Source organism: Paenibacillus sp. FSL R5-0475, from assembly GCF_038004585.1.
GTDB lineage: Bacteria > Bacillota > Bacilli > Paenibacillales > Paenibacillaceae > Paenibacillus_AQ.
On sequence record NZ_JBBORK010000001.1, the window covers coordinates 5,094,988 to 5,120,312 of the forward strand.

The 25,325-nt window shown below is 46.2% G+C and carries 20 protein-coding genes; 2 read left to right on the forward strand and 18 right to left on the reverse strand.

Annotation, left to right across the window (positions count from 1 at the left end):
* Positions 1-22 precede the first annotated feature (22 nt).
* Genes MKX41_RS22855 through MKX41_RS22865 form a run of 3 tightly spaced genes read right to left on the reverse strand, consistent with a single transcriptional unit; the run spans position 23 to position 3,535 of the window.
* Positions 23-1,075, reverse strand: a complete 1,053-nt coding sequence (locus MKX41_RS22855; protein ID WP_340973255.1) for a sensor histidine kinase — start codon at positions 1,073-1,075, stop codon at positions 23-25.
* A complete protein-coding gene (locus MKX41_RS22860) occupies positions 1,072-1,749 on the reverse strand; it encodes a response regulator transcription factor (protein WP_340973257.1) in 678 nt (225 codons plus the stop codon). The genes MKX41_RS22855 and MKX41_RS22860 overlap by 4 nt, the downstream gene beginning before the upstream one ends.
* Positions 1,679-3,535 carry an ABC transporter ATP-binding protein gene (locus tag MKX41_RS22865; RefSeq protein ID WP_340973259.1) on the reverse strand — a complete coding sequence of 619 codons (1,857 nt, stop codon included), beginning with the start codon at positions 3,533-3,535 and terminating at the stop codon, positions 1,679-1,681. Before MKX41_RS22865 ends, MKX41_RS22860 begins: the two co-directional genes overlap by 71 nt.
* A gap of 367 nt (positions 3,536-3,902) precedes the next feature.
* On the opposite strand from MKX41_RS22865, the gene MKX41_RS22870 reads away from it, so the two are divergent.
* Complete coding sequence (locus tag MKX41_RS22870; RefSeq protein WP_371915739.1) at positions 3,903-5,135, forward strand: MFS transporter; 1,233 nt, start codon at positions 3,903-3,905, stop codon at positions 5,133-5,135.
* A gap of 80 nt (positions 5,136-5,215) precedes the next feature.
* On the opposite strand, the gene MKX41_RS22875 is transcribed toward MKX41_RS22870, so the two are convergent.
* Positions 5,216-6,922, reverse strand: coding sequence for a glutamine--tRNA ligase/YqeY domain fusion protein (locus tag MKX41_RS22875; RefSeq protein ID WP_340973260.1), 1,707 nt, complete (start codon positions 6,920-6,922; stop codon positions 5,216-5,218).
* 230 nt (positions 6,923-7,152) lie between these two features.
* On the opposite strand from MKX41_RS22875, the gene MKX41_RS22880 reads away from it, so the two are divergent.
* The gene (locus MKX41_RS22880) at positions 7,153-7,701 is read left to right on the forward strand and encodes a GNAT family N-acetyltransferase (RefSeq protein WP_076285633.1); all 549 of its coding nucleotides are present in this window, start codon (positions 7,153-7,155) and stop codon (positions 7,699-7,701) included.
* A 93-nt stretch (positions 7,702-7,794) separates the two neighbouring features.
* On the opposite strand, the gene MKX41_RS22885 is transcribed toward MKX41_RS22880, so the two are convergent.
* The 14 genes from MKX41_RS22885 to MKX41_RS22950 all read right to left on the reverse strand — a co-directional run bounded on the left by MKX41_RS22885 (position 7,795) and on the right by MKX41_RS22950 (position 25,140).
* Positions 7,795-8,439, reverse strand: coding sequence for an MOSC domain-containing protein (locus MKX41_RS22885; RefSeq protein WP_340973262.1), 645 nt, complete (start codon positions 8,437-8,439; stop codon positions 7,795-7,797).
* Positions 8,420-8,950 (reverse strand): GNAT family N-acetyltransferase, encoded by a 531-nt coding sequence (locus MKX41_RS22890; RefSeq protein WP_340973263.1) that lies wholly within the window; start codon positions 8,948-8,950, stop codon positions 8,420-8,422. The genes MKX41_RS22885 and MKX41_RS22890 overlap by 20 nt, the downstream gene beginning before the upstream one ends.
* Before the next feature lie 77 nt (positions 8,951-9,027).
* On the reverse strand, positions 9,028-10,248 hold the full coding sequence (locus tag MKX41_RS22895) for an MFS transporter (RefSeq protein WP_076118992.1): 1,221 nt from the start codon (positions 10,246-10,248) through the stop codon (positions 9,028-9,030).
* A gap of 433 nt (positions 10,249-10,681) precedes the next feature.
* Positions 10,682-11,509 (reverse strand): formate/nitrite transporter family protein, encoded by an 828-nt coding sequence (locus MKX41_RS22900; RefSeq protein WP_340973265.1) that lies wholly within the window; start codon positions 11,507-11,509, stop codon positions 10,682-10,684.
* 276 nt (positions 11,510-11,785) lie between these two features.
* Positions 11,786-13,150 carry an FAD-dependent oxidoreductase gene (locus tag MKX41_RS22905; protein WP_076297929.1) on the reverse strand — a complete coding sequence of 455 codons (1,365 nt, stop codon included), beginning with the start codon at positions 13,148-13,150 and terminating at the stop codon, positions 11,786-11,788.
* A 336-nt stretch (positions 13,151-13,486) separates the two neighbouring features.
* Positions 13,487-15,121 carry a formate--tetrahydrofolate ligase gene (locus tag MKX41_RS22910; protein ID WP_340973266.1) on the reverse strand — a complete coding sequence of 545 codons (1,635 nt, stop codon included), beginning with the start codon at positions 15,119-15,121 and terminating at the stop codon, positions 13,487-13,489.
* A 250-nt stretch (positions 15,122-15,371) separates the two neighbouring features.
* Positions 15,372-15,848 carry a glutathione peroxidase gene (locus MKX41_RS22915; protein ID WP_339243824.1) on the reverse strand — a complete coding sequence of 159 codons (477 nt, stop codon included), beginning with the start codon at positions 15,846-15,848 and terminating at the stop codon, positions 15,372-15,374.
* 148 nt (positions 15,849-15,996) lie between these two features.
* The gene (locus tag MKX41_RS22920) at positions 15,997-16,860 is read right to left on the reverse strand and encodes a M15 family metallopeptidase (protein WP_340973267.1); all 864 of its coding nucleotides are present in this window, start codon (positions 16,858-16,860) and stop codon (positions 15,997-15,999) included.
* A 201-nt stretch (positions 16,861-17,061) separates the two neighbouring features.
* Positions 17,062-18,867, reverse strand: coding sequence for a DEAD/DEAH box helicase (locus MKX41_RS22925; RefSeq protein WP_445671325.1), 1,806 nt, complete (start codon positions 18,865-18,867; stop codon positions 17,062-17,064).
* A gap of 388 nt (positions 18,868-19,255) precedes the next feature.
* A complete protein-coding gene (locus tag MKX41_RS22930; RefSeq protein WP_340973270.1) occupies positions 19,256-20,923 on the reverse strand; it encodes an ABC1 kinase family protein in 1,668 nt (555 codons plus the stop codon).
* On the reverse strand, positions 20,924-21,271 hold the full coding sequence (locus MKX41_RS22935) for a phasin family protein (protein ID WP_042131416.1): 348 nt from the start codon (positions 21,269-21,271) through the stop codon (positions 20,924-20,926).
* A gap of 95 nt (positions 21,272-21,366) precedes the next feature.
* Complete coding sequence (locus MKX41_RS22940) at positions 21,367-22,005, reverse strand: ThuA domain-containing protein (RefSeq protein ID WP_042192549.1); 639 nt, start codon at positions 22,003-22,005, stop codon at positions 21,367-21,369.
* A gap of 206 nt (positions 22,006-22,211) precedes the next feature.
* Positions 22,212-23,024, reverse strand: coding sequence for a uroporphyrinogen-III synthase (locus MKX41_RS22945; protein WP_340973272.1), 813 nt, complete (start codon positions 23,022-23,024; stop codon positions 22,212-22,214).
* A gap of 121 nt (positions 23,025-23,145) precedes the next feature.
* Positions 23,146-25,140: a methyl-accepting chemotaxis protein gene (locus MKX41_RS22950; RefSeq protein WP_340973273.1), complete on the reverse strand. Its 1,995-nt coding sequence runs from the start codon at positions 25,138-25,140 to the stop codon at positions 23,146-23,148.
* Positions 25,141-25,325 lie beyond the last annotated feature (185 nt).

The following is a 25,325-nucleotide window of genomic DNA, read 5'->3' on the forward strand; positions in this document are numbered from 1 at the left end:
TATTTACATAAACACTGCCGATTTATTTCTTTGGCATTGGTAAGCTCACTACAAAAGCCGTTCCTTCACCAGGTCGGCTGGCTACGGTTACTTTACCTTTATGTAGCTCAACGATCTTCTTAACCAGTGATAGGCCCAGGCCACTACCTCCCCCGCTCGCTGTTCTAGCTTTGTCTGCCTTATAGAAGCGATCAAAGATGCGAGGTAAGTCTTCTTCAGAGATACCAATTCCACTATCTTGAATCTCCACCTCTACCCGCTCATCTATCGTTCGAAGCTTGATATGAATACATCCATTCCGGGGAGTGAATTTAATACTGTTATGAAGAAGATTGGTCCAGACCTGGGTCATTAAATCTTTTACCGCAGTTACATTCACTTCCTCCAATTCAGCCTCTACCTCTATATTTTTCTCCAGCCACTGTGGCTCAGAAGCCAAAATTGTATCTCTAAGCTGCTTATCCAGACGATAAACCTGATTTTCAAACGGAAAATTGCCTGATTCAAGCGCGGACAGCTTCAATAAATTATCACTGAGCCCAGATACGCGGGTACTCTCAGCCACAATAATATCAATATAGTGCCTCTTACTCTCCATACTTAAAGTTTCGTCCTGCAGCGCAAGTGCAAACCCCCGAATGGAGGTTAGTGGAGATTGAATTTCATGCGATACGTTGGAGATAAAATCCTGGCGCATGGTCTCCATCTGGCTCAGTTCACTGGCCATTTCGTTAATACTCTCTACAATTTCGCCGAATTCACGGTATTCCCTATTTTGTTCAAGTACAACATCAAAGTCTCCCTTGGAAATACGGCGAATTCCTTCAATAACCGATTTATAAAAGACACGTTCCCAGCCACGAAAGAAAATAGAAAATAAGAAAAAGACCAGCAGTAAAATCACAAAGCCAACTAGAAAGGTGACCAATTGCAAAACATACTTCGAGGAAGGCCAGCCATATGCAGCATTCACTTGGTTCATTAGAAAATAAGCCGCAGTCCAGCAAAGCGCAGCTGCAGCAAGAAAGAGAATAAACATCAAAACATGCTTCACAATATCTTTAAACAAGTTCATGCATGCCCCTCCAACCGATACCCTAGACCACGGATCGTACGAATAACGAATCCATAGTTATCCTGATTGAACCGTTCACGCAAACGGTTGATATGCACATCGAGTGTCCGCTCATTCCCTTCAAAATCATAACCCCAAATTTCTTCGATCAGCCTGTCTCTTGTCAATGTTTGCCCCGGATAGCTGCCCAGCTTAAACAACAGCTCAAATTCCTTAAGCGGCAAGGTAATTTCCCCATAATCTGAAGAGACCTCGTAGGTTTTGCGATTCATACGCAATCGGCCTACGGTCACACTTTGCGCGGCAGAAATCTGATATCGTTTAAGCAGCGCCTTTACTCTCGCAATAAGTACAACCGGCTCAAACGGCTTGACCAAATAATCATCACTACCCAGCTCAAAGCCTTTTACAATTTGTGAGGTTTCTCCTTTGGCTGTCAGCATTAAAATCGGGAAATCATAGTTCTGGCGCATCCGCCGGCATAGCTCCCAGCCGTCCATGTTGGGCATCATCACATCAATAATAGCTAAATCTATGTTATTACCTTCCAGAATCCGAAGAGCCTCCAGTCCATCGGAAGCTCCATAGATCTCATCCATTCCTTCAGCTCTCAGAAATACTTCTACCAATTCGCGAATGTGCGGATCGTCGTCCACTACTAGTATTTTTGTCATGTAGCACTGGAGCCTCCTCTTCAATGTCCTGAACCTCGGGGTTATTCATCTGTAGCTGCTGGGTGGCAAATTCACGATACAGCTCATGGTTTTCCAGTAGTTCCTCATGACTTCCCTTTCCGGTAATTTGACCTTTTTCCATAAAAATAATCTGCTCTGCATTTACAACAGTAGCCAAACGGTGCGCAATTACAATCGTAGTCCGACCCTTCATCAGATTGGACAGTGCCTTCTGCACCACGGCTTCTGATTGGCTATCCAGACTGGAAGTGGCTTCATCAAGCATAAGAATCTTCGGGTTCCGCAGCAGTGCTCTAGCAATAGCAATCCGTTGCCGCTGTCCACCAGACAGCTTCACGCCTCTTTCGCCGACATCCGTATTATATCCTTCAGGAAGTGCATCAATAAAACCATCTGCATAAGCCATTGCTGCTGCTGCGTGCATCTCCTCCCTGCTAACGTCACGATCCAATCCATAGGTTAAATTCTCAGCAATCGTACCAGCCAACAGTGGACTTTCCTGTGAGACATACCCTATAAGCTTCCGCCACGAACGCAATGAGAATGTAGACACTGGCTTGTCACCCAGCTTTATCAGACCTGACTGAGGCTCGTAAAAACGTTCTAGCAACGAGAACAAAGTGGTCTTGCCGCCCCCGCTCGGTCCGACAATAGCCGTTACCTGACCAGGAAGCATCTGGAAGCTTACATCATTCAATACCTTCTCACCATTTTTATATCCAAAGCTTAATCCCTCTACTGAGATCGGACCTTCTGCGCCATTTGCCTCTTCCTGTCCCTCATATACTTCCTCTTCTGCTGCCAAGGTCTCAATAATACGCTCTGAGGCACCCTTAGCTTTCTGAATCTGTGTGAAGAACGTAGTCAGCTGAGTAAGTGGCATAATAATCTGAATAAGATAAAGAATAAAGGCGACCAGTTCTCCAGCCGTCAAGACGCCGGAAGATACCTGCATCCCACCATAACCGATAATGACCACAAGCAGCATCATAAAAACAAAGGAGACGAGTGGACTGATCATCGCGCTAATCTTGCCCTCACGAATACCAAAGGAAAGCAGGTTCATAATTCCAGTCTTGCCTGCCTCGTACTCTTTTTTCTCTGCGCCTGAGGATTTGACCAGACGGATCTCAGATAAAACACCACTAAGTGTAGCAGTAAAAGAAGCGGTCTCATCTTGCATTCCCTTGGAAATTTTGTACATCTGCCGCCCAAGTGGTACTAGTATCAGCGCCGAAAGTGGAAGAACAGTGAATAGAACAAGTGTCATTTTCCAATTTAAAAATAGCAGAACTGAGATCGAACCTACAATGGAGATCACTCCGGTAAATAAGCTGGCTAGATGTTCAGAAATCAGCGTTTTGATGATCCCTGTATCATTCGTCATGCGGCTGACACTTTCTCCCGTTCTGTTGTCATTATAATAAGCCACAGGCAGAACTAGAAATTTACGCCACAGTCGGTCCCGCAGACCTGCAACCATCTTCTGACCTGCATAATTGAGCAGATAGATAGAGATCCCTCCCGCAATGGTCTGCGCAATAAACGCAGCTGCTATACCCGCAATCTGCAGCTTGCTCACGGAGGCCAGGGAGAAGCCATCCACTAAGTTCTTAGTGAACATCGGGATGACTAGACTAACCAATGTCGATATCATGCTTAACGCAATGGCTATAGCCAATAAGCCGTATGAAGGCTTGGTTTCTCTTAGTAGCGATAAGAACGGCTTCAGCGCCATCTTTCGCTTGGATTCGGATTTCTTCATGACAATGACTCCCCTTTTCTAAATAGCTCTACGAGAAAAGCTAGTAATATCTTTCTCGCCTTACACCCATCCTATCTGCAGATTGTAAACTGAAGTTAAACGCGCCGATCAGACAATACTGCCTTGTCATTCCCATCCTGCGGGAATAGTCATAGGCCAAAATAACGCCCGTTACACTTAGCGTTTGTACCTTCTACGCACGCGTTCACGCATTTTTTGTCGCTTATCGTCTCAAACATAAATAAAACCCAAAATAATGTAAAAAAGTAAAAAAGGGTGTTTGTATCCCTTTTCAACACGTGTTACAGTGATAGAAGGGCCTACTATTGGCCACTCTACTCCATGCAAGATATTTAGTGAGAAAGGAGTGAACCATTTGCGAAAAGGCGTTATTCCATCTTCTATCACGTCTTTAAAATGGTTCAATTTTTTTGTATATGGAACCATGGTCCTCTTCACCAGCTTCTTTCAACTATACCTGCTGGATGTAGGGATGAACAAATTAGAGATTGGTGTCTTATTCTCTATGGGAGCGCTAGTATCCATATTTGCAAATCCATTTTGGGCGTTCTTAACAGACCGTTCTCAGAATATACGGCGTATCGTTTTGCTAATGTTATTCGGAACGCTAGTGTTCTCACAGTTTATGTTTCGAGCAAATACATATGAAACGATCTACAACGCCATTATTTTGTTCTATTTCTTCCAAGGACCACTATTTGCTCAAAGCAACACGATGATTCTCAGCTATATTGACGGAACTAATCAGCGCTTCCGTTCTTTCCGGCTTTGGGGTTCAATAGGGTGGGCACTGATTGCGATTGTCGCCGGCTTTATCCTGGATTGGGCTGATGTATCCATCTTGACCTATCTGCTTACAGCGTTACTAGGTGCATCAATCCTATCCGTTCTTGTATTACCTAAAATTAACCATACCATTATGAGAGCTCCGATGCCGTATAAGGGCTTAAGTAAGTTGATTTTCAATCCTTTTTTCTTGTGTTTTTTATTGTTTGGTATTCTGGTATCCATTCCAAACACTATGAACACCACATTTATATCCTTGTATATTACGGATCTGGGCGGCTCTAAAAAAATGATTGGTCTTGCCGTATTCCTCTCCTCCATTTTGGAGGTAGGCGTATTCGTTCTCTGTGACCGGTTCCTGAAACGTAAAATTTCTGTTCTGCTCGGCTGGCTTGCATTGGTCAGTGGTTTGTTCGTTCTGCGTTGGTGGTTTATGGCTGATGCGACTACTGCCCTTCAAGTGGTGTTCATTCAAATTTTACACTGCATAACGTTCGGCGGCTTTTTCTATGTAGGTACCCAATTGACGATGCTCCTGATTCCACGGCCTTATCGCTCTTCCGGACAAGCGCTCTACACCCTAAGCTGGAGTGGGATATCCGGTTTCATTGGAGGTATTCTCGGAGGTTGGATGTATCAGTATCTGGGTGCACAAAGCATGTATCAGACGGGTGTATTCTTGACGCTTATTGGAACGCTTGGCTTTGGTTTCATGTGGCTCTTTGTTAGCCGTGGAGGGTATCGCCCCCCTTCAGAGGAAGATGAAGAGATCTTCGACATCGAAGCATTATAATCAACAAAAAGCAGGCTCAAACGTACCTATTCGGGACGTTTGAGCCTGCTTTTTGCTGTTACCTTGATTAATTTATCTGTTTAGCCTTGTTTAGGAGGCTGAAATGAACTCTTCAGTGAAACGATAAGATTGAATACGAGATGTCCAGGCGCCGAATATTTGCTATCCACATTAAAATAGCCATGACGGAAGAACTGGAATTTATCCTGAGCCACGCTATCCTTAAGCGCAGGTTCAACAAACCCTTGCAGGATTTCTATGGACTTAGGATTAAGCTGATCTAAGAAGCTAGGCTCCGATTTCTCTACCGAGGAATCCAAACCTTCAACCTCCACAGCCTCATCCGCTTCTTCAGCAGAAATCAGAGGCTCGTATAGACGGAATTCCGCAGGAACCGCTTGACTAGCTTCTACCCAGTGCAACGTACCTTTTACCTTGCGGCCTGTAAATCCACTTCCGCTCTTCGTTTCTGGATCATACGTACAATGCAGCTCCACTACCTCGCCATTCTCATCCTTAATAACCTCATTACATTTGATGAAATAAGCATGCTTCAGACGTACTTCATTACCAGGGAACAACCGGAAATATTTGTTCGGCGGATTCTCCATAAAGTCATCACGCTCAACATAAATTTCACGCGAGAACGGAATTTGACGTACGCCCATTTCCTCATTCTCTGTATTATTCTCCGCTTCAAGCCATTCTGTTTGACCTTCTGGATAATTGGTGATAACAACCTTAAGCGGTCGTAACACAGCCATAGTACGCGGTACAGTTAGCTTAAGATCCTCACGGATAAAGTGCTCCAGCATTTGCAGGTCCACCAGACCCTGACTCTTAGAGATACCCGCTTCATACACGAATTTACGAATCGCTTCCGGCGTATATCCTCTACGGCGTAGACCAGAAATCGTAGGCATCCGTGGATCATCCCAACCATCCACATGTCCTTCGTCTACAAGCAGCTTCAGCTTACGCTTACTAGTCATCGTTTGAGCCAGATTCAGACGCCCAAATTCATATTGATGAGGGACAGCTGGCATCTCACATTCAGCTACAACCCAATCGTAGAATGGACGTTGATCTTCGAATTCGAGCGAGCAAAGGGAATGAGTAACCCCCTCAATAGCATCTTCTAACGGATGAGCGAAGGTATACATTGGGTAGATACACCATTTATCGCCTGTGTTATGGTGATGTGCATGTGTAATCCGATAAATTACAGGATCACGCAGGTTAATGTTCGGTGACGCCATGTCAATCTTGGCACGAAGAACCTTCTCACCGTCCTTGAATTCGCCTGCACGCATACGCCGGAACAGATCCAAATTCTCTTCGATACTACGATCACGATGCGGACTGTTCTTTCCTGGTTCCGTCAGCGTTCCACGCAATTGACGAATTTCATCCGCACTGAGGTCATCGACATAGGCTTTGCCCTTTGTAATTAATAATTCGGCACGTTTGTACATTTCCTCAAAATAATCAGATGCAAAACGCAGCTCTTCCCATTCATAACCGAGCCACTTTACATCTTCCTGAATCGAGTTTACATATTCCGTATCCTCTTTAGCCGGATTCGTGTCGTCAAATCTTAGGTTAGTCTTGCCACCGAACTCGTCCGCCAGTGTAAAGTTAATCCAGATCGCCTTGGCATGTCCGATATGTAAATAACCGTTCGGCTCCGGCGGAAAGCGTGTGATAACTTCCTTTACTTTACCGGTACGGAGGTCTTCGGTAATAACATTCTTAATAAAATTGGAGGGGGTGCTACGGTTCTCCACAGCTATCAACCTTTCATTCTGTAGTGTTACACTACTTCTTGTATAAACATGTTTCCTACTAATATACCCGTTAACCGTAGATTGTTCAATAAAAGGGGGCACAAGGCACGGATCATTTTTTAGTGTCTTTAGACCTTTTGACTTCTGTCAGGGCGATAGAGTAGCATGATAATCATAAGAAATAATCCATAATCATACATAAGGCCTTGTGCCGAAAAGGAGGCAACCGCTTGTTTAATTATGTCATCGATGAAGAGCTGATGTTAAAGCCGCTAATGCCAGAGCACGCTCGGCACATGTTTGCGTTAGTAGAGCACTCACGGGAACGACTACGACAATGGCTCCCTTGGGTGGATGCCGTTACGGAACAGGCCCACACTCTAAATTTCATCAAAAATGCGGTTAAACAAAGCACTGACAATGGTGCTTTTACCGCTGGACTATGGGTTCGCGGTGAGCTCGCCGGTGTTATTGGGTATCACCAGATTGACTGGCATAACCGATCTGTTGGGATCGGCTACTGGCTGGGTGAAGGATATGAAGGTAAAGGGTATATGACCAGTGCCTGTCGGGTGCTAGTAGACTATGCACTACTGGAAATGGAGCTGCAGCGTGTAGAAATTCGCTGCGCGACCGGAAATGTTTCCAGCCGGGCGATCCCGGAACGGCTTGGTTTTGTCCTTGAGGGTGTGATTAGACAGTCAGAGAAACTGCCTGACGGCTACGTCAACCATGCCGTATACGGTTTATTGCGTAGTGAATGGCAGCTGCTCGGCTAAGTTAGGCTAAGCAAGCAGCACATATAAGCTCATAAATAGAAATAAACCTGGAAGGCACACGCCTCCAGGCTTATTTTGGTTTGTAGATAGTGTTTAACTCTCCGGCAGACCCAGCTGTTTTCGAAACTTGTTCCGCACTACGGCGGAGAGAGTTTCTAGCTCCGCAAGAGCTGCCAGTGCAGCTTCCTCTTGCAGCCCTACTTGCATTAAATGTAGTACATGCGCCACGGACGCACCGCCAGCTCCACTTTCTTTTTTGACAATTGCATCTCCGGTTGAGATCTTTCCTTCACGAAGCACACGCAAGTAAAATCCGCTATATCTAGTGTCCAGCACTTGAGCCGGGAGATCTGCCGGGCCATGCTTTTGTGAGATTTTGAAGCAAGGATAACGTGGCTGGCTGACCTGCAGCACAGTGGTACCTATTTCGTACACATCGCCAATGCACACATCTGTCTCTAATAAGCCGGCAGTTGTTATATTTTCTCCGAAGGCAGAGTATTCCAGTTTCTTCCCAAGCTGCTGCTCCCAGTAGGGATAATGCTCGATGGGGTAGGCACAAACTGCCTTGTCAGGGCCCCCGTGATGTTTCAGATCCGCCTGACCATCTCCGATAAAACCATTAGTATTTAACTGAACTGATCCTTCGACAGGCATTTTATAAATCCCAGTCTCCAAAGGTTTCCCCCGATAATCCACTGTTATCGGCCGCCCCACATTAAGCGAGATGATCTCCATATCCTTCTCCTCCTGTCAGCATGCAGCACATAAAGATTTCATCCACATATCGACCGCCAAGATAAAACTCCTCCCGCAGACGTCCCTCTTCCACAAACCCGCATTTACGATAAAAAGAAAGCGCTGATTCATTACAGGATAATACGCGTAGACGCAGCTTACGAATGGCGTTATCTGCGGCATGTTCCTTAATAGCCTCTATGAGCTGCCGGCCAATACCTAAACGTTGATAATCCGGATGAACAGCAATATTGACCTCGCACACATGCCTGTTACTCTCCATTCGACTAGGGCAGCCAAACCCAACATATCCGCATAGCTTGTCATCCTTTAGCGCTACTAGCTGCGAACCCGGGGGAGCATTCAGTAGATAATCCTCTTGGGAACGCCACAGTAATGGCCCCGGGCTAGTGTTCTCCGTCCAGATCATATGATCCAGATGAATCAGTTCCCGCACGTCTTTAATCTCTGAGAACCTTATTATAAACCTATCCCTGTTGCTAAGTTTCATAAAGATGAACACCCCTTGCCTTGCACCTCTATAGAATTCACAGTAGATCATTTGAATCCACTATGCTCAACTCTCAACTATCCTATTGACCGCTCCAATGAATTTCCTCGGCGGTTGATATACGCATGAACGATAAAGAATCCTACGGACAGCAGTGCCATCGCACATGCCAACCATGCGGTAGGCGCTAAGCCTCCACTATCGTATAACCTACCCATTAAGTATGGTCCAATCACCCTACCGACTGCCCCCATGCCTCCACTTAGCCCTAAATAGAAAGGAGCACTGCGACCTGCATGGTCCGAAATAAAGGAAGGCATGGCCGGAGATATCAGCATTTCCCCAAGCGTAGCGAGTACCATCCCAAGCACTAGACCTGAATAAGTCGGCATCCATAAAAGAACAGCATACCCACCCAAATAAAATAGAGCACTTACTGTCATTTGTGCCGTTGAGGTAGATGCGAACCAGCGTTTAATTACTGTTACGAGCGGCTGAGCCGCAAAAATGAGAATTCCGTTAAGCGTCCAGAGAAAACCATAAGTCTTCTTAGGCCAGCCCTCAGAAATAATGAACGGAGATACCCCTGTATTCCAGATAGAGTTCCCTAATAGTAGGAACATCGAGGCAATACCCATATAAAGATAAATTCGTGTATGCCCCATTAGCTTCCAGGTAGATTGTTTGTCAGGACCAGCCTTCTGGTGTTCTGCGACCTCCTGTGAAGAATCTCCTCCGACTTTCTTGAGATATACAAAAAAGAATACCGCAAATACCGCTGAAGTTACGCCGTTCATCACAAAGCTGAGCATATAAGAAATATCGGCCAAAAAACCACTTAACGCCGTACCCAGTGCTACACCAATATTATTAGCGACATAAATAACATTAAACAACTCTCCGCGCTGCTTCGTAAAACGAAAGCCGATAAATGCCTGAATCGCAGGTAAGGACAGTGAATTAAAGAGCCCTACCAGTCCCATCGCGACCATAAATAACGTCCAGTTGTTACTTGCTGCCGGCAAAGTGAACAGAGCAAGTGCATTCATGCCCAGCGCTCCAACAATCAGCCGGTTAACGCCTACCTTATGATAGAGTGAGCCCCCGAGTAGTTGACCCACAATTCCTCCAACTGATTGAATAAGAATCACTAATCCAGCATCCGACATGCTGCGTCCAAGCTCATCAAAAACATACATTGTAACCAATGGCCACATCAGTGCACTACCCGTTGCATTAATAAGACTAGCAATTAAAAATATCTTAACTTCTTTAGGATAATTCTGTAAAAACTTCATAAGTAGTGTACATCCCCTGTAATATATGTGTCATTATTCCATCCAGTATTATCCCAAAACAGGGTTCAGGGCAAGCAGACGCATTGACGTGCTATCGTGATAAAGTCCGAGTATACTTCACCTCTTATTTAGGACTAACTTCTGCCGTAGCTGAGAAAAAAGTAGCACCTTTCACGTCCGCAGTCCTCCCTATTTCTACTATCTATTTATATTTTATAGTTGCCGCTGTCGTCCGTAAAGTAGACTAAACAATAATGAAGTGTTTCGTTATTACAAAGTCGGGGTAATAGAGCCTAGAAACACTCCCCCTTTTAAAATTCGCTGTGCATCCGAATTCGTTCCCCCGAGTTCGGATACATCACGGCGGATTTTATTTGTCTATACAGCAAAAAGCACCCCTCAACTATTCTAAGGAGTGCTTTATAAGATAGGTTTAGGCGTGTTTTTTTACACCGCTGCCGGACATGCTGTCCACGGACTGAATAGATGCAGACTCTTTGCGCAGGTAAGCCATCCAATAAGCTGCCGCAACAAAGATCGCACCGCCCGTCAAGTTTCCTAGCCATACCGGAACAAAATTGTTGAAGTACTCTCCCCATGAAAAATAACCTTCAAAAATAGCTGCAGGAATTAAGAACATGTTGGCTACAACGTGCTGGAAGCCGATAGCTACAAAAGCCATCGTTGGGAACCAGATACCGAGGATTTTGCCACTGAAGTTATCTGCTCCATAGGAGAGCCATACCGCCAAAGCTACGAGCCAGTTACAACCGATACCGGAAACAAATGCCGGCAAGAAGTCTGCCTCAAGCTTATGTCCTGCCATCTCCACTAATTTTTCCAAATACACACCGTCAGAGGTTAAACCAACCACGTGACCGAAAAAGTAAGCTACAAACAAAGCTCCCGCTAGATTGCTCAGGGTAATCAATACGAGATTCTTAACCACTTCCCAGAAGGATATCTTCTTCGCCATAAAAGCAAGTGGCACAGCCATCATATTGCCTGTCAGCAGTTCTCCTCCTGCAAGCAGTACTAGAATTAATCCGACAGGGAAGACAGCTGCCCCAATAAAGTTAGCGATGGATCCCCATTCATGTGGTGCGCCAGCAATGACGCGAATATCCAGTAAAAATCCGAGCGCGATAAACGCTCCTCCCAGAAAGCCCAGAATTAGTACGGTGCTTAAAGGATTATGCGCCTTTTTTATGCCGTTCTCGACCGTGACTGCGGCAATCTGCTGCGGTTTATTATAAGCCATGATTCCTATCCCCTTCATCTATTTACTTAAAATTTGTTCATTTACGACCATTGTAGCGTGTCATAAAACACATTAACGTGATAATTATCACTTAATGAAAAACTAAGTGAAACTTTTCACTGACATGTCAAATTTAACGAAGCGCATCCATAATTACAATTGTAAGAATAGGCTCCATATTATTTTAAAGGTAAATAGTACCAGCATCAATCACAAAAAAAACGGAGCCATATATGGCTCCGGTTTACCCAACTTTATTGTTCACAGGCAATTAAATTATACGGTTACTGCCTCTTTGCTTGGTACTGATGCCGGTAGCGATTCGAGTCCTACTGTATTCAGGAAGTTCCAAGGCTTGTTGTAATGAGGTTGGAAGAAGAAATCGATAAAGGCAAGCTGATCGATTGTCATTTTATTTTGAATACATACAGATACTGTGTTAATCGATTGCGTCAAATCCGTCTTGGACAAGATTTGTGCTCCGAGAATGCGGCGTGTGGCGCGATCAAATACCACTTTTAATTGCACCTGCTCGAAGGTTGGCATAAATTCTGGACGGTAGTTGTCAATAATCATGGTAGTTTCTACGTCCATTCCTTCAGCCTTAGCCCCTTCTTCAGTAAGACCGGTAGCAGCGATATTATCTTCATAAATCTTAATGCCCGAAGTCCCTTGAGTACCCATATAAGGAATCGTCTCTTTCACTAAGTTACGTGCGACCAAAGTGCCCATCCGTACTGCATTGGTTGCCAGTGGAATATAAGCGTGCTTACCCGTAGGGTTGTAATGAATCGCGCAGCTGTCACCAGCGGCATACACATCTGGGCAACTAGTCTGCATATAATCATTGACCAGAATTGCGCCATTTGGCAGCATATCCACTTGACCTTTTAACAGCTCAGTATTCGGACGGAAGCCGATGCAGAGAATTACAAGATCCGCTTCATGCTCCCCTTCGCTTGTGATAACCTTGGTAACTTTGCCACCTTCACCAGCAAAAGAACTTACCTTCTCATTCAGCGCTAATTTAATACCATGATCCTTAAAGGATTGTTCGATCGGCGCAGTAAACTCTGGGTCCAAATATTTATTCAAAATACGATCTTCACCATCAATCAGCGTAACTTGCTTTCCGTTCATTTGGAAGGCTTCCACCAACTCAACGCCGATATATCCAGCGCCTACGACTGTGATTTTATTCGCTTGTTTAGCTTTTTCTATAATGGTATTGGAATGATCATAGTTCTTGCAAAGCAAGACGCCTTCCAGCTCAATCCCTTCGAGCTTCGGTACAATCGGCCATGATCCCGTAGTCATAATCAGCTTATCGTAGGTATCGTCAAACTCCTGTCCGGTTACCAAATTGCGAACACGCAATGTTTTGGACTTCGTATCCACAACGGTCACTTCATGACGCATGTTGGTCTTTACACCAAGCTCAGCAAGCTTCTCAGGGGAAGAATAGAACAGCCCGTGTGGGTCCTTGACCACTCCACCTACGTATAAAGCAATTCCACAAGATAAGAAAGAAATATTATCATTACGCTCATACACCGTAATCTCGGCTTCCGGGTGAAGCTTGGCAGTATTTACAATTGCGGCAGTTCCGGCATGGGTACATCCAATGACAGCTACTTTCATTATTTTCTTCCTCCTTCAAATGGACAACCTGGTTATATATTCGAATTGCTTGACTGACCAAATTAGATATCTGATCACCGATGAGTTAATTGTGATTTATTTCACTTTATAAACTGATTATATTGTGATATTTATCACATTACAAGTCTTTTCGCCTATATTCTCAGATTGTTCACAATTTTAAGCATTTTCCGTCACTGCTGCCGATTGCGACCTCGTTAGCTTTGCCATGGGCGTAGGACATTATGTTCTACCCCCTCAGGATATACTTTCTTATAACGCGCAAAAAAAGGCTTCCCCCTAAACCAACAGGGAAAAGCCTGATCATAACTGTATCTACACCAAACCGTGAATCACGCCATCCTCATCCATCCATAGTGCCTCAGCAGCTGGCTTAGCCGGTAGACCTGGCATCGTAACGATATTGCCCGTAATCACTACAGCAAACCCTGCACCAAGCGAAAGGGTAATATCACGGATACCTACCGTGAAACCTTCTGGAGCGCCAAGCAATCTAGGCTGATCTGAGAAGGAATAAGGGGTCTTCGCCATACATACTTGAAGATCATTTAACCCAAGACGCTCAATCACCGCTAGGCTGCGTTTGGCCGCAGGGGAAAAGTTAACCTCCGCACCACGGTAAATTTCGCGAACAATCTTGGTGATTTTGGAAGAGATGTCGAGTTCATTCTCATACAAAGGAGCAAAACGTTCAGTGTCGCTATGGTCCAGAAGTTTCTTTAGTTCCGAAGCCAACTCTTGTCCGCCCGCACTACCTTCTGCCCATACCTTGGATATTGCCGCAGGAACGTTCAATCGGCGACAAGCCTCCACAACGTCATTAATCTCTTCTGGGCTATCGCCTTCAAAATGATTAATGGCAACAAGAACAGGTACCCCAAATTTGCCGAGATTCTCTACATGACGCTCCAAATTAGACAATCCAGAGCGCAGCGCCGTCCGGTTCTCCGTTTGGAGCTCATTCTTAGGTACACCACCGTTATATTTCAAGGATTTCACCGTCACGACAAGCACTGCCGCTGAAGGGGTTAGACCCGCTTGCCGGCATTTGATATCCATGAATTTCTCTGCACCAAGATCCGCTCCGAAGCCTGCTTCCGTAACAACAACATCCCCCAGCTTGAGTGCATAACGAGTACCGATAACACTACTGCAGCCATGGGCGATATTCGCAAATGGACCACCGTGTACAATAACAGGAGTGCCCTCCAAGGTCTGCACCAGATTAGGCTTAACTGCTTCCTTCAGCAGCGCTGTCATCGCTTCAACTGCCCCTATTTGCTCGGCCGTTACAGGCTGTCCCTCTTGGTCATACCCAATCAAAATACGGTTCAGACGCTTTTTGAGATCACTCAGATTATCGCATAGGCATAATACAGCCATAATCTCAGAAGCTGTTGTAATCTGAAATCCACTTTCCCGCACGGCTCCATTTCCATCTCCGAGCCCTGTCACTATATTCCGCAGACTGCGATCATTCATATCCATCACGCGTTTCCAAACGATACGCTGCGGATCAAGACCCAGCTCATTACCTTGGAAGATATGATTGTCAATCATCGCAGACAATAAATTATGTGCAGAAGTCACCGCATGAATATCACCCGTAAAGTGCAAATTAATCTCATCTGCCGGAATGATCTGTGACTTGCCGCCGCCCGTGGCACCGCCTTTCATGCCTAAGCATGGTCCGAGGGATGGTTCGCGCAAGGCAGCCACGGTCTTTACTCCTGCTGCGTTCAATGCCTGTGCCAGCCCAATGGTTGTTAAGGTCTTCCCTTCGCCAGCAGGGGTTGGATTCACCGCAGTGACCAATACCAGCTTACCATCTGGTTTGTTCTTCATGTCTTCCCATAAGGACGGTGAAAGTTTACTTTTATATTTGCCGTATAGTTCCAGATGCTCTTCGCCAATTCCCGCTTGTGCTGCTACCTCTGTAATTAACTTCATGCTTGTATTGAACCCTCCTGCCGTTATTATCCTGCTGTATTCCACGCTTTATGCATATTTTGCATGGGCATTACATTCTCTTCAAAGAATACATGGTCTCTGTAAAGCGTCAAGTATAATTTATCACAACAAAATTTAAGGCGCCTATTCTATATTCCTATGTAAAAAAAGAAAATCCCGTCGAGGCTCGGCCAAAGACCGAGGTCGAAAGGATACTTGTAAAATAACAATTCATCAGTCCCTAAATGATCTACAGTAAGGACTCAATCTGTTCTGACATCGTTTCTGGCGATTCCTTTGGCTCCACACGAGCTACTACATTACCGCCACGATCAATAAGAAACTTCGTGAAATTCCAGCTGATATCACTGCTGTCGCCAGTACCCGGCTGCTGCTCTTTTAAATAATTGAAAAGAGGGCTGGCATCCGGTCCATTCACATCCACTTTGGCAAACACAGGAAATGTAACGCCATAATTAATCTGACAGAATTCTTCTGCCTCTTCACTTGTACCCGGCTCCTGACCCGCAAATTGGTTGCAGGGGAATCCTAATACTACAAGTCCCTGATCCCCATACTGCTCGTATAGCTTCTGGAGATCCCCATACTGCGGTGTAAGTCCGCATTTACTAGCCGTATTGGCAATCAGCACTACCTTACCTTCATACTCTGTAAATGACACTTCTTTACCCGAAGGCGTAACGCCGGAAAAATTGTAGATCGACATCCTAATTCCCCTTCCTTCCATGTACTTAGACTACACTACGTATCTTACCCGAATTGTAACAGAATGCAACTTATCGACACTTTCTGTAAACACTAAGATAAAAAAAAGCAGCCCTATGTATTTCTTAGGACTGCTCTCTATCACTCTGTTATTTGGATACGGGTACGACATCATAATATTCTTCCAGCGTAATCCCTTTATCCGCAATATAAGTAGCTATATCCTTGCCCACATAACGGATATGCCAAGGCTCATACTTATATCCTGTAATGTCCTGCTTTCCTTCTGGAAAGCGGATGATATAACCATATTCGGTTGCATGCTGCGCTAGCCACTCCGCTTCCTTCGTTCCACCAAAACAGCTCTCCGCAGCACATTTCCCGTCACTTCCTGAGACATCGATAGCAAGCCCTGTCTGATGCTCGCTATAGCCAGGCACGGCACTGTAAGTACGAGCCAGTTCTTCTCCGTCTTTCTCAACATAACGATTGAACAGCCTCGTTTGGGTTTCCTTAGAACGGTAGGCTGAAACGCCAGCCAAGTAAATCCCGTCTTCCTCTGCGCCTGCGAACAGTTTCTCTAATGCTTCGGCAGCTTCCTTACGCATCATACGCTTCTCGATTTTCTCTTTAAATGTAAACCGCACTTCCGGGTAGACTAGATCCGTTGGCTTATAGTTCCCCGGCAATCCATACTCCTTATTCACCATCACAGCTATGCTGTCAGGCTCTTTAAAAGAATCATCAGTGCTATTTCCCTTGCCGTTACTATCCGGTTCGGACGGATCAGAGGGATCCGTTGTATTAGTTGGATTGGCTACCACTGGGTCTGTTATACCCTCTTCGGTGCTATCACCATCCTCACCAGGCTTAGCTTGAAGATCATCCTGCACATTTATATTGGAACCGCTACTATCTGAAGCAGAAGGAGAAGGCGTCGTATATTTCCCAATCCCCCACCCAACAGCAATAACGACAATTAACAAGATTATTATTTTCAATTTTTTAGACATCTGCAAGATCTTCCTCCTCGAAGTCGAAACACTCTATTTATCTATTAGACAAGCTTTCCTTCAAAAATGTTACACTAAGATCCTTTTTTAGACAAATATCGCTCGGATAATTGTGCCTACAAAATAAAGTTACCATAGGGAGTTAGCTTGTCCGCTAACTTCCCTATGGTAACAAGTTTTAGTTATGAAATTCCACTCACATTATCTGGATGTGCCTCTGCCGCCGCTTTTAAAGCCGCCGGAGCTACCACGTCCACCCCGTGAGGAACCCGTATTTCCGCTGTTGCGGCCGCCTTTACCAGCGCCACCCTTGGCACCGCTATAGCTGCCTTTGCTACCTTTACCACCTTTGCCGCCGCCTCTAGACGGGCCCGTACCGTAGCCGCTGCCTAAGCCGCCTCGTGGTGTGCCGCCAACGTAAGCGCCGCCGTCTGCACCTCTGGCTACATTCTCGCTGTAGCCAGTGCTTGGGCCGCCCTTCCGGTTCGCACCGCGCGAACCGGCACTGCTAGGCGCTGCTGCGTTGCCGCTAGCAGGTGCATCGCCTCTGGAGGCGAAGGCGCCATAGCCGCCGCCTACTCGTACTACGCCGGCAGCCTTGCCGCCGCCCTTAGGTGCGCCAGCGTCAAAGCCGCTGCCGCCACGCTTGCCAGCTGCCGCATCGGAACGACCGCCGCGGCGACCTTCTGCAGGCGCACCCCAGCCGCCTGCTTCCTTACCGCGGCCGCGGCCACCTTGCCGCGCTCCGCCTTCGCCGCGCGGAGCACCGCCGCGGCCAGAGCCGCCGGTCTTTGGTCCGCGGCCCGTACGCGCTGCCTCAGCGCCGCCGCTTTGACGACCGCCGTGGCGTCCGCCGCCTTGTACTGCAACGAATTCGCCAACGCCGAATTCATCCTTGTCGTAACGACGGCGATCCAGGCGCTGCGAAATGCCGTGCTCGATCAAGTCTAGTCCATCTTGCTCACGTGGAGAAGTGAACGTAATTGCAAGCCCTTTGCCTCCGGCACGGCCTGTCCGGCCGATCCGGTGAATATAGCTATCCACATCAAGTGGCATATCGTAGTTAAAGATATGAGTGATACCTTCGACATCCAGCCCTCGAGCCGCTACATCTGTGGCTACAAGAAGCTGCAGCTTCGCATCACGGAATCTCTTCATTACACCTTCACGTTTACCTTGAGACAAATCACCGTGCAGCTCATCACAATCATAACCTGCTGCTTGGAGTGCTTCGTTCAGCTTGGACACCCGACGTTTGGTCCGGCAGAAAATAATAGCCAAGTAAGGACGATCCCGTTCAATCAATGTTTTGAGTGCCTCTTCTTTATTACGATCCGAGACTTCCACGACTTGCTGTTTGATATTATCCAGCGGAATCGGAGAACCACTCTTAATAATGATATCCAGAGGCTCTTTCATGTAATTAGCTGCGAGACGTTTAATCGGATCTGGCATCGTCGCAGAGAACAACATCGTTTGACGGCGATAAGGAACAGCCGTAATAATGGTCTCTACATCCTCCAAGAATCCCATATGCAGCATTTGATCCGCTTCGTCCAGAACGAGCATCTTAACGCCACTAAGATCGAGCGTCTCCCGGCGCATATGATCTAGCAGTCTGCCCGGTGTACCGATAATAAGATGTCTGCCACCTTCGAGCTTACGCAGCTGCTTCTCAACATCCTGACCACCATAAACGGCCAAGATTTTAATATCCGTATGACGCGCCAGCTTACGTGCCTCTTCTGTAATCTGCAAAGCCAACTCACGTGTTGGGGCCATAATTAGCGCCTGCGGATAAGCTCGCTCCGTGTGGATCTTGTCCATAATTGGCAGCAAGAAAGCTAATGTCTTCCCTGTACCTGTCTTCGCTCTTGCAATTACATCCAAACCCTGCACCAATGGCGGTATTGCTTCCTGTTGCACTGGTGTAGGCTTAACGATGCCTTGACCTTGAAGCAATGTACACAGTAATTCTGAAACACCTAATTCTTTAAATCCCGGCAAATTCTCCACCTCACTATTTTCTCAGTTAAATTTGATTACATCTCTTACTTAACTTCCGTCTTCCAAAGCCCTATTCAGGCAGCCCTAACCCGACTGTCCTTTTGGGGGCGTATGCTTCCGATTCAGCTATATTCAAACAAAAGCGGAAGAACCCCGTCACCGGCATTCTTCCGTCCCATGTATCCCTTGACCCGTTAAAAGAGTGCGGTCAAAGTTCGGTTTCTGGGCAGCAGCGATCCACCGGACGTTTAGACGGCACTCCATTTGCGTTCCATTCCACTTTATACAATAGAAGTAAAGTTAAGCTTAGAAAGTTATCTTTTATATTGTACTTGATAGAACGGCATTTGTGTGAACCTGCAGAATAATAATTATTCTATCCTGCAGGTTAGAACCTTCCCGATTTAAAAATCGCATAGATCAACCATAGGAACATCAGAAGCGCTATTACGCCGCCAATCTCCACTGTAGGAAAATTCCATAACACTGAAGGCTGACCCCGCATCGCAGTGCCTATAATGAGTCCAACCATGATGATACTGAACGCAAGCATCACAATACTAAATGCTAAGCGGTTCCCAACTCGGTCCAGCTTTCGCTCCAGATGCTCGAGCTCAGGTGCCGCAATCTCTACCTTTAGCTTTCCCTTAGTAATTAGCGCAGATAACTGCCTTGCCTGCCCAGGAAGCTCTAAAAGACTCTCCGTTAAATCGGCTACGCCTCCAAGGAACTTGCGCTGCAATCGGGGACCACTAAATCGCTGCTTCACAAGTTCACGTCCAAAAGGCTCTGCCATCTCTAAAATGCTAATCGTTGGATCTAAATTGCTAATGACACCCTCAAGCGTCAGCATCGTCTTACCAAGCATCGTTAGATCCGGGGGAAGAACTAATCGATGCTTGCGAGCAATGCCAAACAGATCATTTAGCGCTTTGCCTATGCTCATCTTACTGAACGGAACATCATAATACTCTTCGCGAAGTCGATCCATATCATTATGCAACGCTGCTCGATCAGCATCCTCAGGGATGACGCCGAGACGCAAAATTGCCCGGACCATCGCATCCGTATTCTTGCGCATTAGTGCGATGACAAGCGCAGACAGCTGCTCTTTCATCTCTTCGTTCAGCCGCCCCATCATGCCAAAATCAATCAAAGCCAGCTTCCCATCAGCCATTCTCATAACATTCCCTGGATGCGGATCTGCATGAAAAAAGCCATGAATGAAAATTTGTCTTAGCATCATTTCCACGAGCTGCTGAGCAATAACCTTAAGCTTAACGCCGCTACTCAGTAGTTCATCGCGACGACTTAGCGTAATCCCTACCACATATTCCATCGTCAGCACTCGTGCAGACGTATAGTCCCAATAAATATCCGGGATGTATACTCCGTCATAATCCATCTGTTGAGCAATTTTCTCTGCATTGCGTCCTTCTTGGCCGTAATCCAGCTCGCCAAGCAGAGATTTCGAGAATTCCTCTACCATACGGGACAACTGATATTGCCTCGCCCAACCTAGCTGCTTCTCAGCAAGGGCGCTCAGATCTTTGAGAATTTCCAAATCCCTACTCATCGTTCGCAGTATACCAGGGCGCTGAACTTTAACAGCCACGACCTGCCCACTGTGAAGAACAGCTCTATGCACTTGACCGATCGACGCAGCCGCAAGGGGAGTATCTTCAAAGGAATTAAAGATTTCATCCATCCGTTGATCGAGTTCATGCTCCACAATCGTGCGCACTCGCTCCACAGGGAACGGGGGCACATTATCCTGTAGTTTTACCAATTCTTGAATAATAGAATCAGGCAGCAGATCCGAACGGGTACTGGCGAGTTGTCCAAGCTTAATAAAGGTTGGGCCCAAATCCTCCAATACGAGCCGAATCCGCTCCCCGAGTGTAAGACTTGTATGAGCTTCTTGCGTTACAAGACGGCGTGGAAGGGATAATAAATGATAGAGCCCCAGCTCCTCCACCATATAGCCAAAACCATGGTGCATAAGCGCCATGGCAATGGACCGGTATCGTCCGGCATGTCTGATACGTACTGCCATTTAGTCCGTACGCGTTTCCGCCGATGTTCCTTCTAGATGGGAAATGCCCTCCAGCTCGGCCAATCGACGCTCCAATACAGCAATTCGGCCTTCCAGCTCGTCAATATCACTTTGTACAGGAACCTTCATTTCCTTCAACACGCGTTGTACTTGTTCTTGTACAACAGACTTGAGCATACCTCGCTCTTCCTCACCGCGTTCAATCAGACGGTCAACAAGGGCCTTAGACTCCGAAGGAGCAAGCTCCCCACGCTTCACTAGTTCCTCAACAACCTTTTCTACTTTTTCCTTACTAACAATGGTGAGGCCCACTCCTAAAGAGATCGCTTTTTTAAACAAATCACTCATAGTACTTCCTCCCAAAGATTCCGTTTCGTTACAAACGGAGTTGATGATTAAAGTATACCTCACTGTGTGCGTATTTCAAAAAAACGCAATATCCCTTAGTTACTTACCGGAATACGTGCAGCCCAAGTAGCTGCCTGTAAGATCAGTTTACGTAGTGCTGGATGGCGGAAGGATGGTTCATGATGCCCAGGCATAAGGAACACTACTCGTCCTAAACCATAGCTGTGGCACCATGCAGCTGGAAGCCATTGACCCTCCGATTCATACTGAAGAAGAATAGTCCGATCTGTGAACGGATCAAATTCGAAATGATAAGGCTCTTCATCCAGCTGAAAGTCTTCAACGCCCTCAGTAATGTCATGCTCTAGCACCTTAAAATTCATTGGCTCGTAAGCAGTGTGACCATTAAAGCGTCCACCGATCAGCTGAGCTAGTTCGTTACGCTTCGTCAATGAAGCACCTGTATGAAGAACAATCAGTCCTCCACCACCGCTCACATAGCTGAGTAGGCCAGCGGTTTGCTGAGGAGATACAGTTTCATTCCATAATTCGTTGTAGGCAATGCATAAGTCATAACTTCCCAAATGCTCAATACGCATCATTTTTTTATTTTCTGAACACTGAACGGTTAATAAATCATTTAAGATCTCGCTAATTTGTTGGTCCACTCCTTGAAGTGGATGGAAACGGGGATGGGTATAATCACCAAGTAACAGACATTTTCTTTTGTCCATGGGGATCCTCCTCCTTATTCATTGTTATTATTCATCACATGTTGCCTATATTCTAAGGAAAACTGCTGCGAATGTCCATGCAGATGGCAGGTTTACTACTCTTAAGGCATCCTCTTCCGGGTAAAAAAGCATCCCCACCCATTGAATCCGGCGGGAATGCTTCTGAATAGTAACGTAAATCTTGTAAAGCTTCCGCACACTGTGGTCTAGCGATTCGCCGCCACATATTTGCCCAACTCTACAATCATGCTTCCCATCCGTTCATGCTCAGGCATGATGATACGTTGTAGGCCCTCTTCTTTTAGAGCCTCAGAGGTAATACGCCCTACAGAAACAGCAAGCACTTTATCCTCGAAAGACCTTAGCATCTCCTCCAGCTTGCCCTGTTCCCGAGCAAATTGAGAGAGGAAACGAAATTGTGGCGCACTTGTAAAAGCTACGGCATCAATCTTACCTTCTATGATTTCTGTAAGCAATCTTTCAAGCTCACCCGGTTCTGGTAGAGTATGACGATACGGCAGCACTTGGCGGGTATTCGCCCCAGCCTCCTGCAGCCATGCGAGCATACGAGGAGCTGGATCGCCATGCAGCTGCAGTACGACCTCCTTGCCCTTCAAATCCAGAGATTGAAGCCCACGAATCAATCCGATCGTACTTCCGTCGTCGTCACGAACCTCCGGCGTAAGTCCTCTTTTTTTCAAAGCATTCACTGTCTTATAACCCCGTGCAGCAATAATAGAACCAGAAAGGACCTCTAAGAAACGCTCAGCGATATTAAGGCGTTCAGCCGTTTGGAAGAGAGCATCCAGTCCCATGCCTGTGGTAAGGATCACCAAATAAGGCGGATGGCTGATCCATGAATTCAATCCTTCTTCCAATGCCTCATCATCAAGAAAGACAGTACCTTGAGCAGGTCGACATAACGCCGTCCCCCCCATATTTTGCACCAGCTTGGCCATTTCTTCCGATTTGCGCGGACCCGCCAAGGCGACCGTGAACCCTTTCAGTTGCTCTCCCATGTACTATTATCTCTCCTCTCTCCGTTGCCTAACCCAACATTATTGTTTATCAGTATACTTGCAAAGGGCTGCAAAAGGGAAGATAAAAGCATCGTTTTCCTATATGAAATATATATTATTACTAGGAAGAGTGTATTTTAAAGCTACTCACAAGCTTTTGCAGTTCCTCCGCAAGACGGCTAAGGTCGGTAGACGAAGACGCCATCTCTTCAACAGAAGCAAGCTGCTCTTGCGCTGCCGTCGCGATGGTCTCTGTATTCACAGCCGCTTCTTCAGAGATGCCACGAATCTCTCCTATAGCCTTCTCCATGTGATCTGATTCCACTAATAAGGTCTGTACAGCCCCACCCATTGCCTCAATCTTCTCTGCGGCACTCTTGACCGCTCTACGGATACGGGAGAAGGAACGTCCGGAAGTATCCACGGCCTCTATCCCTTCGGTTACGCGCTGCTTTGTGTCTTCCATCGTATGAGTCACCAGCGTCATCTCACTATTAATGGCGGTAATCTGCTCTGCAATCAAATGCGCTGATCTCTCTGATTCCTCTGCCAGCTTACGTACTTCAGCAGCGACAACGGCAAATCCACGGCCATGCTCTCCAGCTCTGGCCGCCTCAATAGAAGCATTGAGAGCTAACAGATTGGTCTGACGGGCAATCCCTGTGATGACGCCGACAATGCCCTCAATTTGACCGGTTCTTTCGTTCAGCTTGTCGATTACACTGCCAAGCTCTCCCACCGTTCTATCGATACCATTGATCTTATCCACCACGCTGATGACGGAATCATTTCCTTCCGAAGCAGAGAGTGAAGTCTTGTCCATCATCGCAGACACCTGCTCCATATATACGGAAATATGATCCACTTCGCTTGTTGTCGCCGCTGTACTTTCCATTCCTTTGCGTACACCGATCACCTGCCGTTCCGTACCTGTCGCTACCTCTTGAATCGCTATTGTCATTTGTTCGATCGTTTGGGCATTCTGCTCCGCACTGGCAGTCAGCTCTTCGGCTGAAGAGGAGACATTACTCGTCATCTCCTGCACACCTATGATCATCTCGCGCAGGCTGAGCACCATTAATTGAAAGTTCTCGGCTAGCATGCCAATTTCATCTTTGCGGAAAGCCCCCATGTCTTCGGACAGATCCCCCTTGGCTATCACGGCAGTTGCTTTCCGCAAACGGATCAGAGGCTTCAAGATAGATTGAATATTAAAATAGATTACGATCAGTGCAAGCAGAACGGAAGCTACAATTACAAGCAGTGCTGTATTGCGGATTCCACTCGTTACTGAAGTCACTTCATCTATGCTTATCGTGCCTCCGATTCTCCAGCCCGTAAGCTCATTTACCATAAACGTCATCTTTTTGTGCGTACCCTTGTAGACATAATCAAAAGTACCTTGATCTTCCTCGAACATTTTCTTTATAAAGTCATCGGATGACTCCAGCCCAATAGCCTCTGTTGGATGAACAAGATATTTCTTGCTGTTATCCAGGATAATAATATATCCTTCCTTGCCCACCTTGGACGCGGTCAATTCTCCTAATGCAGATAGATTGAGATTCAGGGTTATCACCCCGTCACCGCTCTTCAGGACCGTTGATATCGCGATCGCCGTTTCCTGATTCACAGTTTGAAAGGCCGGAGAAATCACAACACCTTTCCCGTGCTTCAGAGAATTAATATAGGCACTTTCCTGCCTGGGATCATAGCCTTCGGGCAGCTTGGCTTCCGAAGCATGGATCGATTGCCCTCTGCTTGTACTAACATAAATATCTAACACATCAGGATGTAGCACAGCATATTCCTTTAATCTGTCCTTCATAGATGCTACCGTCTCTCCATTTGCCTCACTGTTGGTCCCCTCAGCGGTGAACTCAGCAGCAAAATAAGAAATAGTATCTATTTTCGATTGAATATTCGAGTTGATGATTGCATCTACTGCCTCAACACTTTCGGTAGCATTGTTCACCAGTTGATTTTCCACTTCATGGCTAGCAGATTGATAGGTTCGCCAACCGATAATGATACTGGGCAACAGTAGAACTAATAGGTATGTAAGAATTAATTTGGTTCGGATACTCATACCTGCTTTTTTGTTCATAGTTGTCATCACACTCTCTCTCTTCGAGTCTTAAAGAAGGACTTATTTACCAGACTTACTATATAATTATATATCCTCCTTTGGAACCGATTTTCCTCCTATCTTTCTTCATTTTTCTCATCATTCTTAAAAATTGTCATATAAACGCAACAAAAAGACCGCCTCAAAGAGAGCGATCTACTCAAATAAGCCTA